13 protein-coding genes are annotated in these 13880 nt (G+C 57.5%); 10 read left to right on the forward strand and 3 right to left on the reverse strand.

The annotated features are described in order from the left end of the window. Positions 1-321, forward strand: a 321-nt coding sequence (locus D1841_RS14710; RefSeq protein ID WP_166554279.1) for a hypothetical protein, incomplete at its 5' end; no start/stop codon positions are given. A gap of 94 nt (positions 322-415) precedes the next feature. On the opposite strand, the gene D1841_RS14715 is transcribed toward D1841_RS14710, so the two are convergent. Continuing rightward, on the reverse strand, positions 416-1258 hold the full coding sequence (locus tag D1841_RS14715) for an AraC family transcriptional regulator (protein ID WP_160644255.1): 843 nt from the start codon (positions 1256-1258) through the stop codon (positions 416-418). Positions 1259-2035: 777 nt separating this feature from the next. Between D1841_RS14715 and D1841_RS14720 the strand changes: the two genes are divergently transcribed. The 8 genes from D1841_RS14720 (at position 2036) to D1841_RS14755 (ending at position 12004) form a co-directional block, all read left to right on the forward strand. Then, positions 2036-3670: an ABC transporter substrate-binding protein gene (locus tag D1841_RS14720; RefSeq protein WP_160644257.1), complete on the forward strand. Its 1635-nt coding sequence runs from the start codon at positions 2036-2038 to the stop codon at positions 3668-3670. 205 nt (positions 3671-3875) lie between these two features. Further along, on the forward strand, positions 3876-4820 hold the full coding sequence (locus D1841_RS14725; protein ID WP_237076403.1) for an ABC transporter permease: 945 nt from the start codon (positions 3876-3878) through the stop codon (positions 4818-4820). A gap of 14 nt (positions 4821-4834) precedes the next feature. Beyond that, positions 4835-5680, forward strand: a complete 846-nt coding sequence (locus D1841_RS14730) for an ABC transporter permease (RefSeq protein WP_160644259.1) — start codon at positions 4835-4837, stop codon at positions 5678-5680. Positions 5681-5692: 12 nt separating this feature from the next. Further along, a complete protein-coding gene (locus D1841_RS14735; protein WP_160644261.1) occupies positions 5693-7702 on the forward strand; it encodes an ABC transporter ATP-binding protein in 2010 nt (669 codons plus the stop codon). Between the two features lie 59 nt (positions 7703-7761). Beyond that, positions 7762-8955 carry an MFS transporter gene (locus D1841_RS14740; RefSeq protein WP_160644263.1) on the forward strand — a complete coding sequence of 398 codons (1194 nt, stop codon included), beginning with the start codon at positions 7762-7764 and terminating at the stop codon, positions 8953-8955. A 67-nt stretch (positions 8956-9022) separates the two neighbouring features. After that, positions 9023-10030 carry a LacI family DNA-binding transcriptional regulator gene (locus D1841_RS14745; RefSeq protein ID WP_160644266.1) on the forward strand — a complete coding sequence of 336 codons (1008 nt, stop codon included), beginning with the start codon at positions 9023-9025 and terminating at the stop codon, positions 10028-10030. Between the two features lie 286 nt (positions 10031-10316). Continuing rightward, positions 10317-11144 (forward strand): alpha/beta hydrolase family protein, encoded by an 828-nt coding sequence (locus D1841_RS14750; RefSeq protein WP_160644268.1) that lies wholly within the window; start codon positions 10317-10319, stop codon positions 11142-11144. A gap of 14 nt (positions 11145-11158) precedes the next feature. Next, a complete protein-coding gene (locus D1841_RS14755) occupies positions 11159-12004 on the forward strand; it encodes an alpha/beta hydrolase family protein (protein ID WP_160644270.1) in 846 nt (281 codons plus the stop codon). 51 nt (positions 12005-12055) lie between these two features. On the opposite strand, the gene D1841_RS14760 is transcribed toward D1841_RS14755, so the two are convergent. Further along, positions 12056-12406, reverse strand: coding sequence for a type II toxin-antitoxin system PemK/MazF family toxin (locus D1841_RS14760; RefSeq protein WP_160644276.1), 351 nt, complete (start codon positions 12404-12406; stop codon positions 12056-12058). A gap of 250 nt (positions 12407-12656) precedes the next feature. Between D1841_RS14760 and D1841_RS14765 the strand changes: the two genes are divergently transcribed. After that, the gene (locus D1841_RS14765) at positions 12657-13463 is read left to right on the forward strand and encodes a hypothetical protein (RefSeq protein ID WP_237076404.1); all 807 of its coding nucleotides are present in this window, start codon (positions 12657-12659) and stop codon (positions 13461-13463) included. A 105-nt stretch (positions 13464-13568) separates the two neighbouring features. Here D1841_RS14765 and D1841_RS14770 read toward each other — a convergent pair. Beyond that, the coding region (locus D1841_RS14770) for a hypothetical protein (protein ID WP_207709223.1) at positions 13569-13880 on the reverse strand (312 nt) is incomplete at its 5' end.

Raw genomic sequence — 13880 nt, forward strand, 5'->3', positions numbered from 1 at the left:
GTGGGCGCCACAGCCTACAGCCTCACAGCCTATCAGGAGCAGCTTCCCCAGGTGGAGCTGATAAAGCCGGACAGGGGACGGCTGCCCCCGGAGTGCCTTACAGACGGGCCTGATGGGAAAATCATGAACACAGTGGAGCGGCAAGAGGGGCCTTGGGGCCAGCGGTATGTGATTAAGCAACTGACTGTTTATGCCTATCAGGAGCTGCCGGAAGGGGGTTTCTTCGTATATGAGGCGGTGAGCAACGAAAATCCGGTGGTGCGCAGCACCACAGCGGACTTCTTGTGGGATGGCATGGAAGTATCCATCTCCCTGGAATGAGAAAATCTGCACTTTGAAAAAGGCGGGGCACAAGGCCCCGCCTTTTTTGCTGCCTGCCAAACAGATTGGAAACAGTATTTTTGGCTGGATGCGGCTATTTTTTCACTACAGGCACCCACACCTCAAACTGGGCGTTTGCCGGATCCGGGTTCAGGTACACCTCTATGTCAGGGGCGTTGGCATACTCATAGCCAGAGGTGGGCAGCCATTCGGTGAAGATGCGGCGCTCCAGCTCCTGGATGGACTGGAAGGTGCCAGAGCCGCTGAAAATGGCCCAGGTGGCGGCGGGCACCACATAGCGTGTGAAGCCGGGGGCCTCCTGGGAAGAGGCAACGGCAATGTAATACTGCCAAGGCCCTTCGCTGTCCGTTACAGAAACGCCCAGCACCCCCATGGGCTGGCCCTCCATCAGGCCCAGCAGCCTTTGCAGGCTGCCGTTTTGGCTTGCCTCCTGCCATTTGGCAGGCAGGATTTCAAAGTTGCGCTCTAAATCCCGCTCGATGGGTACGCACACCCCCAGGATGGGGAAGGCTTCCTTCTTCTCCAGACGGTATTCCATTTCATCCGCTCCTTTTATAGTGATTTTAAACGAGATGGGCGGATAGGAGCGGACGGTAGCGCCGCTGCTTTTCACAGCGGAGGGGGCAATGCCATGGACAGACTGGAAGGCCCGGTTGAAGGCTGTGGGGGAATTGTATCCGAAACGGCCTGCCACGTCAATGATTTTCTCCCCGTTTTGCAGGCAGACCGCTGCCAGGGACATCCGGCGCCTGCGCACGTATTCCGACAGGGACACGCCTGCCAGATAGCCAAACATGCGCTGGAAATGGTAAGGGGAGCAGCAGGCAATGCGGCCTAGCTGCTCATAATCCACCTGCTCTTCCAGGTGCCCCTCCAGATATTCCATAGCACTGTTTAACTGTTTTACCCATTCCATATCCAATGCACCTCGTTTCTCAGAAGCCATGCCGATCCTGCCGGCTGTGGCTTTTTCTATTTTATCCGGGATTTGGGGCCTTGTCCTCTCCGTCTGTGACCGGAAAAGAGAGCCTGCCTTCTAGGGCTTGTTTGAAAAATCGTAAACACCGTCTTTTTGCCCCAAACGGGTGGTTTCTGTGTTGGAAATCCTCGACGAGGCGAAAACATTCCGTAAACGGAATGTTCAGCCTGTCTAAACGCATGTATATGTTTGCGGTTCATCCGCCTTGAAACCGCTCCCTTTGGAACAAAAATTCCGGCACTTCCTCTATTTTCAAACAAGCCCTATGGAGCATTATAAGGCAGGAGGGGAAAATCCGCAAGGCCGGAGGCGGGGGATGCTTTGGAAAATGATGGAAAGTGCAAAAACGTTTTTTCTACATTTTGGGTGTGATTGCTATAATACCTGCGATAATTTGTCGGTTTATCTATGGGGTTTGTCTAAATATTGAAGAAATAGTCACTTGATTATCGCAAATGTGCGTGGTAAACTAATGCACATAGAAATAACGTTATAGTCAAACGCAAGCCCGGGCCGCTGCAAAATGGCCGGCTGCTTTGGCTGGGCACAGGGTTAGAGCTTGTGTGTATAACCGAAAGGGCCGCCCAGAATGGCGGTTTGCAGGCTATGGATACAAGTTCTGAGGAAGGGGGCGCATAATAAGTCACAGGACAAACAGCTTGACTGGGAAAACAAAAGAAAGCTTTTATTTTCAAAAGGTATAGGAGGAGAACCATGATACGGAAATGTACCGCGCTGGTGCTGGTACTGGCGCTGCTGCTGGCCCTTGCGGGCTGCGGACAGAAGGCGCCGGAAAGCTCCGGGGCAGAATCAAAGGCAGAATCGAAAGCAGAGTCCAAGGCAAGCTCCCAGGCGGCGGAAAGCAAAGAGCCGGCTTCCTCGCAGGCTTCTGAAAGCAGCGGCGGCGTGCTGCGCATTGTCACAGCGGGCAAAGGCTCGGGCATCGGGTTCCCCGCGGGCTTCATCGGGTATTACGAGCGGATTTACTCTGACCCGGCTTTGGAATCTTTGGCCCGCATTGGAGAGGACAAGTCCAGCGTGGAGCCTTGGCTTGCAGAGGATATCACCGTTGACGCGGAAGCCCTGGAGATGAAGGTGACCCTGCGGGAGGGCATCAGCTTTAGCGACGGCACCCCCTTTAACGCAGACGCAGTGGTGAAAAACTGGGGCTATTACGTGGAGAACGGCTCCAACCGCTTTAAGAACGTGGAAAGCTTTGAGGCCACCGGGGAATATGAGGTGACGGCAAAGCTGACGGAATATGACAACAGCACCATTTTGAACACCTGCGTGGAGGGCGGCTGGATGGTTTCCCCCACCTTCTATGAAGAAAACGGCGACGATGTGGTGTACACCACTCCTGTGGGCACCGGGCCGTTTGTGTGCAAAAGCAGCAACCTGGACAGCGAAATTATCTATAAGAAAAACGAGAACTACTGGCAGGAGGGCAAGCCCTACCTGGACGGCATTGAGATTACCCTGTGCTCTGACTCTACCACAGCCATGACCATCTTTAAGAGCGGGGACGCGGACATTATTTTGTTCCCCGACACCACCCAGGCACAGGAGCTGCTGGAGGCGGGCTATCACATGCTGGGCAGCGCGGACGCTTACTTCCCCTCCACCTCCGGCTTCACCTTCTCCAGCGGCGTGGAAGGTAGCCCTGTCAGCAATCCGGATGTGCGCAAGGCCATCTGCTACGCCATCGACTCTGAGGCCATTGTGGAGGCTTTGGGGGGCGGCTTGTACCAGTATACCAACCAACTGGCAGTGCCTGGCTCTGAAACCTACAACGACCAGGTGGCGGGCTACTCCTATGACCCGGAAAAGGCCAAGGAGCTTTTGAAAAGCGCGGGCTACGGGGACGGCCTGACCATTAAGGCCACTGGCTCCGGGGCCGGGGCGGAATCCTTCTTCACCCTGGTGCAGGCGTATCTGGCAGAGGTGGGGGTCACCCTGGAAATTGACCTGGTGGACTCCGCTGTGTATAACGCCAAGCGCATGGTGGCTGGCGACGACAATTATGACGGCCTAATTGTTTTGCAGGGCGCGGCAGTGAAGGAGCGGTATTTCGACATGTTTGGCGAAAGCCCCACCCACTATGCCCGCAGCATGGCCCAGTATGACGATATGAACAGCCTGATGGACGTGATTAAGTTCTCCACCGACGAGGAGGAAGTACACACAGCCCTGATGGATTTCCAGACAAAGATTATTGATGACTATTGCCTGATAAAGCCCATGTATATTTCCGGATACCTTATGTTTGCCACAGACAGCGTGGCAGACAGCGGCCTGATGGAAACCCACAAGGGGTGGTGGACGCCTGCCGACTGCAAGCTGCAATAAGGCGGGAAGCATATATCTATTGTTTAGGACAAAGGCAAGGCGCCTCTTGTAAGCAGGGAGCGGGGCAGGCACATGCCCCGCTTTCCCTTAGGATCCCGCTTTGCAGCCCCTGGCCCGCAGCCTGGGGCGGTGTTCCGGCATCCGCGCCTTTGAGGTGCCGGAGGGGATCCGGCTTACAGACTGCATATAACGGAAAGGTGACGCCATGTATAAGTATATCGGAAAACGCATTCTGCAAATGTTTTTAGCCCTTTTCCTTATCTCTATCTTTGTGTTCGCGCTGCTGCAAATGATACCGGGCGACCCTGTATACGCCATGCTGGGGGATGAGATTTCCATTGAACGGCACGACCAGGTGTACAGGGAGATGCGGCTGGACAGGCCCCTGCCGGAGCAGTATGGCGCGTGGATGAAGGACTTTGCCCAGGGCAACATGGGCTATTCCTTCAGCTACCGCAAGCCTGTGTCAGAACTGGTGGCGGCAAGGCTGCCCACCACCATGTACCTGGGGGTGATTTCCTCCATTGTGTCTGTGGTGCTGGGGGTGCTGTTCGGCGCGGTGACGGCGGTGAAACGGGGGACGTGGATTGACAACGTGGTGACGGTTATCTCCAACATCGGCCTTGCCACCCCTATTTTCTGGCTGGGCATCCTGCTGGTGCTGGTGTTTTCCCTGAACCTGGGCTGGCTGCCCTCCAATGGGTTTACCTTCCCCTGGGAGGACTTGGGGATGAGCCTGAAGCAAACCATTATGCCGGTTATCTGCATGTCCATCGGGGGCATTGCCTCCTACACCCGGCAGAGCCGTTCCAGTATGCTGGAGGTTATCCGCCAGGACTACATCCGCACAGCCCGCTCCAAGGGCCTGCCGGAGGGGCGCATTATCTGGAAGCACGCCTTGAAAAACGCCCTTATCCCCATCCTCACCCTGATTGCCGTTACCCTGCGCAACACCATTGCCGGGGCCGCGGTGATTGAGAACGTGTTCAACATAAACGGCATGGGGAGCCTGATGGTGCAGTGCATCACAAAGCGGGACTTCCAGCTTGTGCAGGCGTGCATCCTGCTGCTGTCCGCCGTTACCTGCGTGTGCAACCTGCTGGTGGACATTGCCTATGCCTATGTGGATCCCCGGATCCGGCTGCAGTAAAGGGGGAGAGCAGAGTGAAAAAAGCGAAAAGATTTTTCAGTGTCCTGTTCGGCAGGAAGATTGTGCTGGCAGCGGCTGTGGTAGTTCTGTTTTTCCTGGTTTGCGCCATAGCTTCCCCCCTCCTCTCGCCTTACGACCCCAATGCCATTGACTTGAAAAGCATCCTGGAAGGCCCTTCCGGGGAGCACATTTTCGGCACAGACCAGCATGGGCGGGATTTGTTCAGCCGCATTGTGTACGGCTCCCGCATGGCGTTCCTCATTGGCGTGCTGGCGGTGCTGGTGGCGGCGGTGGTGGGCGTGGCCATAGGCCTTGCGGCAGGCTATTTCGGCGGGGCTGTGGACAATGTGCTCATGCGCCTGATTGAGGCGGAGATGTCCATCCCGGGCATTATGCTGGCCCTGGCCTTGGTTGCCACCTTTGGCAAGAGCGTGGGGATGCTCATTTTCATCCTGGGCTTTTCCGCCATACCGCCCTATGCCAGGATGATGCGCGCCCAGGTGCTTTCGGTGCGGGAGCTGGACTATGTGGCGGCTAGCCGCATTATTGGCAGCGGGGATTTGCGCACCATGCTGCGCCACGTGTTCCCCAACTGTCTGTCCCCCATTATTGTGCTGATGTCCCAGAGCATTGGGGGCACCATCCTGGCGGAGGCCTCTTTAAGCTATCTGGGGGCGGGCATTATGCCTCCCACAGCCTCCTGGGGGAAGATGGTCAGCGAAGGCTACCAGTATCTGACAACAGCGCCCCTGTTTGCCCTTTTGCCCGGGGTGGCGGTTATCCTGCTGGTGCTTTCCTTCAACATTCTGGGCGACGGCCTGCGGGACGCCCTGGACCCCCATATGCGGGGAAATATATAAGGAGGTGGGGATATGGCAGAGCATTTGTTACAGGTAGACCATCTCCAAACCGTGTTCCACACCCGGGAAGCCCTGGTGCGGGCGGTGGACGACGTGTCCTTTACTGTGGACAAGGGGGAAATCGTCAGCATTGTGGGGGAAAGCGGCAGCGGGAAGTCTGTTTCCATGTTAAGCGTTTTGCAGCTTATCCAGATGCCCCCGGGGGAGATTAAGGGAGGGCAGGCCCTGTTTGAAGGGAAGGATCTGCTGGCCCTGAAGCCCGGCAGCGAGGAGCTGCGGCAGGTGCGGGGCGGGAAAATCTCTATGATTTTCCAGGAGCCTATGACCTCTTTAAACCCGGTGCTTACGGTGGGGGATCAGATTATGGAATCGGTTATCCTCCACCTGGGGTATGGGAAAAAGGAGGCCAGGGCCAGGGCCTTGGAGCTTTTGGAGCTGGTGGGCATTCCCGACGGGGAGGAGCGGCTGGGGTATTACCCGGTGCAGTTCAGCGGCGGCATGCGCCAGCGGATTATGATTGCCATGGCCATGGCCAGCAACCCCAAGATACTCATTGCGGACGAGGCCACCACCGCCCTGGACGTGACCACCCAGGAGCAGATTCTGGACCTGCTGCGGGACATTGTGCGCAAAACCGGCACGTCCCTGATTATCATCACCCACAACCTGAGCGTGGTGGCCCGGTATGCCGACCGCATTTACGTGATGTACGCGGGGAACGTGGTGGAAAGGGGCACAACGGAGGAGCTGTTCGCTTCCCCTGCCCACCCCTACACCCGGGGGCTGCTCCAGGCCATCCCCCGGCTGGACGGGGACAAGAGCCGGCCCCTTGTCGCCATTGAGGGGATGCCCTTGAACCCTGCCAAAAAGGACGGGCACTGCCCCTTCCTGCCCCGCTGCCGCTATGCGGGGAAGGCCTGCCGGGAAAAGCCCATGCCGCCCATGGAGGATATAAGCCCCACCCATGGGGCCGCCTGCTGGCAGGGGGCGCTGGAAGAGGCGGGAAAAGCGGCGGGAGGCGAGGGAGCTTTTTCGGAAAAGAATTTGGGGGAGGTGCTGCTTTCTGTCAGCCACGTGAAAAAGTTCTACCCCGTTTACAAGGGGGTGCTGCGCAAGAAGGTGGCGGACGTGAAGGCTTTGGACGACGTGACCTTTTCCCTGCGGGCCGGGGAGACTGTGGGCCTGGTGGGGGAAAGCGGCTGCGGCAAAACCACTCTGGCAAAGTCCATCCTGTGCCTCCACGAGATTACGGAGGGGGAAATCCTCTTTGAGGGGAAGGACATCACCCGGCTGAAAAAAAGCGCTGTGCGCCCCCTGCGCCGGGACATCCAGTTTATTTTCCAAGACCCCTACGGCTCTTTGGATCCCCGCCAGACAGCGGGAAGCATTGTGGGGGAGGTGCTGAAGGTGAACCGCCTTGTGTCCTCCAAGGAGGAATATGACAAGCGGGTGGTGGAGCTGTTCGAGGCGGTGGGGGTTGACCCGGCCCTGCGGGACAGGATGCCCCACGAGTTCTCCGGGGGCCAGCGCCAGAGGCTGGGCATTGCCAGGGCTTTGGCCTCAAACCCCAGGCTGGTGATATGCGACGAGCCGATTTCCGCCCTGGACGTATCCATTCAGGCCCAGATTATCAACCTGCTTATAGAGCTGCAGAAAAAGCGGGGCCTCACCTACCTGTTCATTGCCCACGACCTTTCTGTGGTCAGGCACATCAGCGACCGCATTGTGGTGATGTATCTGGGCAAGGTGGTGGAGGTGTCCCCCTGGCAGGAGCTGTATGAAAACCCCCGGCACCCTTACACCAGGGCGCTGCTGTCCGCCATTCCCATTCCAGACCCGGAGGTGGAAATGCAGCGGGGCCGCTCCTCCTTCCAGGGAGAGGTGCCAAGCCTTTTGAACCGCCCCGCGGGCTGCGTGTTCCACACCCGCTGCCCCTATAAGACGGAGCGCTGCGAAAAAGAAGAGCCCCAGCTTCAGGACAGGGGCGCGGGCCATCTGTGCGCCTGCTTCCACAGGACATGAGGGGCCATGAGGCCCCGGGGGCGCGGCGCCCGGTAAAAACACAGAAAGGAGGAACGCTTATGACAAAACGGGTGGGAGCAGCCAGGGAGCCTTTGTGGAACAAGCCGTTTATCCTGGTGCTGGCTATCAGCGTTTTCACCTGCACAGCCTCCCAGATGGTGACGCCGCTCATTTCCAAATTTGCCCTGAGCCTGGGCGCGCCCCTTACCCTGGCTGCAACCATTTCCAGCTTTATGTCCCTGGCGGCGCTGTTCTGCCGCCCTGTTTCCGGCATTCTTTCCGACAGGATGAACCGGAAGAAGATTATGATTGTCTCCACTGCCATTGTGGCCTTGAGCATGGCCTGCTACGCCTTTTCCACCAATATCGCCATGCTCTTTGGGGCCAGGGTGGTGCATGGCATTGCCTTTTCCTTCATGGGGGTTTCCAACATGGCCCTGGGCAGCGACTTTGTGCCCGAGTCCCGCATGGGGGAGGGCCTGGGGTATCTGGGGCTGGGGAACATCCTGGCCTATGCCATTGGCCCCAGCCTGGGGCTGGAGATAAGCGGGACATTCGGGTATCCCGCTGTGTTCACCCTGGCGGCGTCTCTGGCCTTTATCAGCGTGGCCGCCATGTTCCTGATACCCGACACGCCCCGGCCCGCCCCTAAGGAAACGGCGGAGAAGAAAAGGTTTTCCGTCAACAACTTCTTTGCCAAGGACATCACCCTTTACGTGGCGGTGCTCATCCTCTTCACCTGCGGCAACGGCCTGATGAATACATACCTTGCCATCCTGGGGGAGGAGCGTGGCATCCCCAACGTGGGGCTGTATTTCACAGCCTACTCCCTGGCGGTGCTGCTGGTACGGCCTGTGGCAGGGAAGATTAACGACCGCTTCGGCCTTTCCGCCATTATGATTCCCGCTTTTGTGCTGGGCTGCGGGGGGATGCTGCTGGTGGCGGGGGCCAAAAGCATAGGGCCTATTGTCCTGGCAGGGGTGCTGAAGGCCCTGAGCCAGGGGGCGGCCCAGCCCGCCATACAGGCTTACAGCATCCGCTATCTTGGCAAGGAAAACGCCGGGGTGGCCACCAGCACCTGCTATATTGGCCAGGACTTAGGCAACTCGGTGGCCCCCATTGTGGGCAGCTTTGTGGTGTCCGGCTTCAGCTTCGGGACGCTTTACGCGGGGTATGCGGTGCTGCTGCTGGCAGGAGGCACAGGCTGCTACCTGCTACAGCGGTTCATAGAGCGGAAAAAAGCGGGACGGTGATGGAAAAAGCTTCCATTTTCCAGTATAATATGAAGAAGAATAGGGAGCGGAAAGGTGGAAGCGAGCGATGGTGAAGCTGACGGACATAGCCCAGAGGGCCAACGTTTCAGTGGGGACTGTTTCCCATGTGCTGGGAGGGAAGGGGGACCAGCGGCGGATATCCAAGGCCACCCAGGAGAAAGTGCTGCAGATTGCGGCGGAGCTGAACTATCAGCCCAACGTGTTTGCCAAAAGGCTGCGGGACCGGCATTCTGTGCCGGTGTTCACCCTGTTTTACAAGCCCGGCCTCTCCGCCACCTTTCTGGGGGAAATGGTCAAGGGCATCCAGAAGGTGCAGCTTGAAACGGCCCACAGCTTTGAGGTGATGGTGCAGCCCTATGTGTCTGAGGAGTTCCAATGGGCGAAAACCGCTTTGGGCAGCACCAGCGGCAACGGGGTGATTATGTGCAACACCACCATTGAGGAGTCCCGGGAGCTGGAGAGCATGAGCCTGCGGGCGCCTGTGGTGTTCTTTAACCGCTATTCCCCGAAATACAGCAGCGTCTACTCCGACTTTTCCAAGGTGGGCGCACAGACCGCCCGGCTGTTTTTTGAAAAGGGCTACCGGAACGTGGCCCTGGTGGGCACAGGGCAGAACATCTCCAACCACGTGATGCGGGAAAAGGGCTTCCTTGCCACCTGCGCCAAGCTGGGAATGTCGGCGAGGCTGTGGACAGGGGAGCCGAAGGGGGACAGCGCCTCCTATGGCTACAGGCTGACAAGGGAAATCCTCCAGTCCGGCGCTGTGCCGGAGGGGATTTTCTACAGCGCAGACGAGTTTGCCATGGGAGGCATTAGGGCCTGCCGGGAGCTGGGGGTGTCCCTGCCGGAGGCCATAGGCATGATGGGCTATGGATCCTCCCACTTTAACGAGTACCTCACCCCCTCTTTAAGCTCTGTGGGCTTCCCCATTTCCAATATGATACAGGACTGCGTGAACCTGCTTTTGGACAAATACTATAACAACAGCCAGGAGTGCAAGTCCATCCGCTTCCAGGCGGACTTCACCTTCCGGGAAAGCTTCCGGCCTGATTAGGGAGCGCCCGGAAACAAACCAAGAATACACCTTTATTTTTGCAGGCTTTGTTTCCCGGAACCCCCGCCCCAGGCGGGCGGGAGCCCGGGGCCTGCATGGCAGGTATCATAAAAATTTAAGAAAGGAGCGATACCGGGCATAAAAGGCCGTTTTTCTCTGGCTTTTTATGCGGATTCTGTATCGCATGGCAGGCATCATAAAAATTTCAAGAAAGGAGCGATACCGGGCATAAAAGGCGGATGTTTCATCTCTTTTTGTGCGAATTCTGTATCGCATGGCGATTAAAATGGCATATTTGAAGCTGCACATTTTTTCCAACACCCTGGAGATGGCCACCCAGGTGGACGTAATCCTGCCGGAAAGATACCTCTATGGCGGGATGCAGGCCCCGGTGCGAAAGGACGGCAGGCACCCGGTTTTATACCTGCTCCATGGGGGCGGGGACGACAACACCCGCTGGGTGCGCTTTACCTCCTTAGAGCGCTACGTGACCCAGTATGGCCTGATGGTGGTGTGCCCCAACGGCCTTGTAAGCCGCTATACCAACATGGCCTATGGCTGGCGGTTCCATGACTATATCGCAAAGGAGCTGCCGGAGATTATCTCCTCTATGTTCTATGTATCTCCGAAGCGGGAGGACACCTATATTGCCGGGCTTTCCATGGGAGGCACCGGGGCCTTGACCATCGGGCTTTCCCAGCCGGAAAAATACGCCTGCATCGGGGTGCTTTCCGCCGGCAACTGGGTGGCGGAGAAAATGTATACCCCAGACCAGATGCCCCCGGAAACCATTGCCAAACGGGTGCGCACAAACCTTATCTGCTATGGGGTGGAGGACACTTCAGAGCTTTTGGGCAACCCCCAGTATGACGCCTTTGAAATGGCCAGGCGGGCTGTGGAAAAGGGCGGGCCGCTGCCCCGGATTTTCCACAGCATCGGCACAGAGGATCATAAATATGACAACGTCCAGAAAACCCGGCGGTTCTTTGAGGACATGCCCGGAAACCCCTTTGGCTATGCGTATCATGAAGGCCCGGGCCGCCACGAGTGGAAGGTGTGGGATCATTGGATACAGGAGTTTTTGAAGTGGGCTGACATACGGGTGGATAAGTAAAGGAGGGGTTGGATTTGGCACTGATTGAAATGAATTTTTGTTCGCGGATACTGAACATGAACACCCAGATGACCGTGGTGATGCCGGAAAGGCTTAACGGCGTGGGGGTGCGCCCGGGGTTCTACCGGGAGGACGGCAAATTCCCGGTGCTGTACCTGCTCCATGGGGGCGGCGGGGATCACACAGATTGGCTGCGCTATTCCTCTGTGGAGCGCTATGCCTCGGAACTGGGCCTGGCCCTGGTGTGCCCGGCAGTGGCCCACAGCGCCTACTGCAACATGGCCTACGGCCCCCGGTATGCAGACTTCCTCCACGAAGAGGTGTGGGAGCTTACCCACGAGATGTTCCGGCTTTCTGACAGGCGGGAGGACACCTTTGTGGCAGGACTTTCCATGGGAGGCCATGGGGCCTTTAAGTGGGGGCTTTCCCAGCCGGAAAAGTTTGCCGCCATCGGCGCCTTGTCCGCGGGGAACAAGATTGCGGAGAAGCCCCTGACCACAGAGCAGGTGTCCCAGTTCGGGGTGGACTTCCGGGCCAAGCGCCGGGAGCTGGTGTATGGGAAGCAGGACTTGTCCGGGCTTTTGGGAAACCCGGAACAGGATTTCTTTGAGATGGCCCGGATCTGCCTGGGGGAAAAGAAGCCCCTGCCCCGGATTTTCCACGCCATTGGCAGGCAGGATCACAACTATGAGGGCGTGCAGCTTACCCGGCAGTTCTTTGAGGACATGCCCGGGAACCCCTTCGGCTATGAGTATCACGAGGGGGAAGGCATCCATAGCTGGGAGTTCTGGGAGGAGTGGATTCAGCGCTTCTTAAACTGGCTGGTGGAGGAAGGGCTGCTTAAGCAGAAAGAGAAGTGAACAAAAAAAGAAGGGGCCGCGCGTTTACTATAGCGCGGCCCCTTGCGGGCTTTATGTAGCCCGCAGGCCGAAGCTGATGGAGAGGGCCTGGTTTACCCTGTCCATAGAGTCCCTGTCCAGCTTGCCCATTTTCTCCCGGAGGCGGTGCTTGTCGATGGTGCGCACCTGCTCTAAAAGCACCACAGAATCCTTTAAAAGGCCGCTGCCCTGGGCGTCCACCTCTATGTGGGTGGGCAGGTTTGCCTTGTCCCGCTGGCTGGTGATAGCCGCCGCGATAACTGTAGGGCTGAACCGGTTGCCCACATCGTTCTGCACAATCAGCACAGGCCGCACGCCTCCCTGCTCCGAGCCTACCACAGGGCTTAAGTCTGCATAATAAATATCGCCTCTACGCACGTTCACCATATTCACGCTCCGCATAAGAATTGCCATGGGGTACGGGGCTGCCCGTACCGCTCCTTCCTGCTGTATTGCCATAATCGGCTTTCACAGGTATTTTGCCCAGGAAAAACCGGATTTAATCAAAGGCAGGATTTTTTGAGGAATCCCTCTGTTCCATTTTATTGGCCCGGGCCGGTTTTGTGCGCAGGTATTGCACCATTTTCCCCTGCCGTCATACTATGATACCAAGAACACAAAAGGAGGAGATTCCATGCCTGATAATGAGTACGTCTCCCAGCAGGAGGGAGAGGGCGGTTTTAAGGAAGCCGTGTGCATCGACGCTATGCGCATATACGATTCGTGCAGCGATAAAGACTGCCTGGAGGACATACGGGTGCTGTTCCCCGCAGCGCGGCAGCAGCTTGTAGACAGTGCCACCAATGTGCGCATCAAGGATGTCAGCGTCATCACCGTGTATGTGGATCTGCAGCCCATCCCCTTTAACAAGGGCTTTTACTCGGTGGATATGACCTTTTTCTTCGATGTGTGCCTGGACTTGTTCGGCGGGCCTACCACCTGCGCGGTGCCTGTAAACGGCGTTTCCGTGTTCAACAAAAAGGTAATCCTGTATGGCAGCGAGGGGAATGTAAAAATGTATTCCTCCGGCAGCTACTGCGACGATGTGACTATGCCGGAGGACGAGAAGGTGCTGCCCAAAGCCACCGTGCAGGTGGCAGAGCCTGTGGCCCTGTCCGCGAAGCTGTGCGAGTATCCCTGCGGGGCCTGCGACCCCTACTGCCGCATCCCCGACTGCGTGTGCCAGCGGTATGGCGGGGACTTTGAAACCGGCCCCCAGCACAACTGCGTATACGTGACCATCGGCCTGTTTATCATCGTGCAGATTGTGCGCAATGTCCAAATCCTTATCCCGGCCTACGACTTCTGCGTACCTGAGAAGGAGTGCGTCACGTCCTCTGACAACCCCTGCGACCTGTTCCAGCGCATTGAGTTCCCCACTGACGAGTTTTTCCCGCCTAAGCCCACTGACCTGGGCGGCGGCTGCGGCTGCGGCAGGTAGCCCCGGAAAAAGCCCCCAAACTTTGGCCTGGAGGCTTCCCTTTTCAGTGAAGAGCTGTGCAAAAGCCCGCCCCAGGTGTTTTACAGGCGCCCGGGGCGGGCTTCTTTATTGTGCGGATTTCAGTTTGGCCACTTCTAAGGATAACTTTTCCGTGACTGGCTTGAGGATTTGCATTTCTTTTTCTAAAGCGGCAACCCGTTCATTTGTGGCACGTGTTTCAGCCAGCCCTGCATGTCCTTCCAACAGCAGCTGGATGCGGGGCAATACCACGTTTTCCTGGGTGAGGGACACGCGGGTAAGGATTTCCTGCATAGCGCCCATCTGGTTCTGCATGGTATTCATCTGGCTTTGCATGGTGTCCACGCGGTTTTCCATGGAATCCATCCGGGACTCCATGCTGCCCATGCGGTTTTCCAT

Source organism: Neglectibacter sp. X4 (assembly GCF_009917365.1).
GTDB lineage: Bacteria > Bacillota > Clostridia > Oscillospirales > Acutalibacteraceae > Acutalibacter.

Bases quoted from the DNA above. Each gene is read 5' to 3' on its own strand.
- D1841_RS14715 (WP_160644255.1), bottom strand. From the start codon at position 1,258: ATGGAATGGGTAAAACAGTTAAACAGTGCTATGGAATATCTGGAGGGG.
- D1841_RS14720 (WP_160644257.1), top strand. From the start codon at position 2,036: ATGATACGGAAATGTACCGCGCTGGTGCTGGTACTGGCGCTGCTGCTG.
- D1841_RS14725 (WP_237076403.1), top strand. From the start codon at position 3,876: ATGTATAAGTATATCGGAAAACGCATTCTGCAAATGTTTTTAGCCCTT.
- D1841_RS14735 (WP_160644261.1), top strand. From the start codon at position 5,693: ATGGCAGAGCATTTGTTACAGGTAGACCATCTCCAAACCGTGTTCCAC.
- D1841_RS14740 (WP_160644263.1), top strand. From the start codon at position 7,762: ATGACAAAACGGGTGGGAGCAGCCAGGGAGCCTTTGTGGAACAAGCCG.
- D1841_RS14745 (WP_160644266.1), top strand. From the start codon at position 9,023: ATGGTGAAGCTGACGGACATAGCCCAGAGGGCCAACGTTTCAGTGGGG.
- D1841_RS14750 (WP_160644268.1), top strand. From the start codon at position 10,317: ATGGCATATTTGAAGCTGCACATTTTTTCCAACACCCTGGAGATGGCC.
- D1841_RS14765 (WP_237076404.1), top strand. From the start codon at position 12,657: ATGCCTGATAATGAGTACGTCTCCCAGCAGGAGGGAGAGGGCGGTTTT.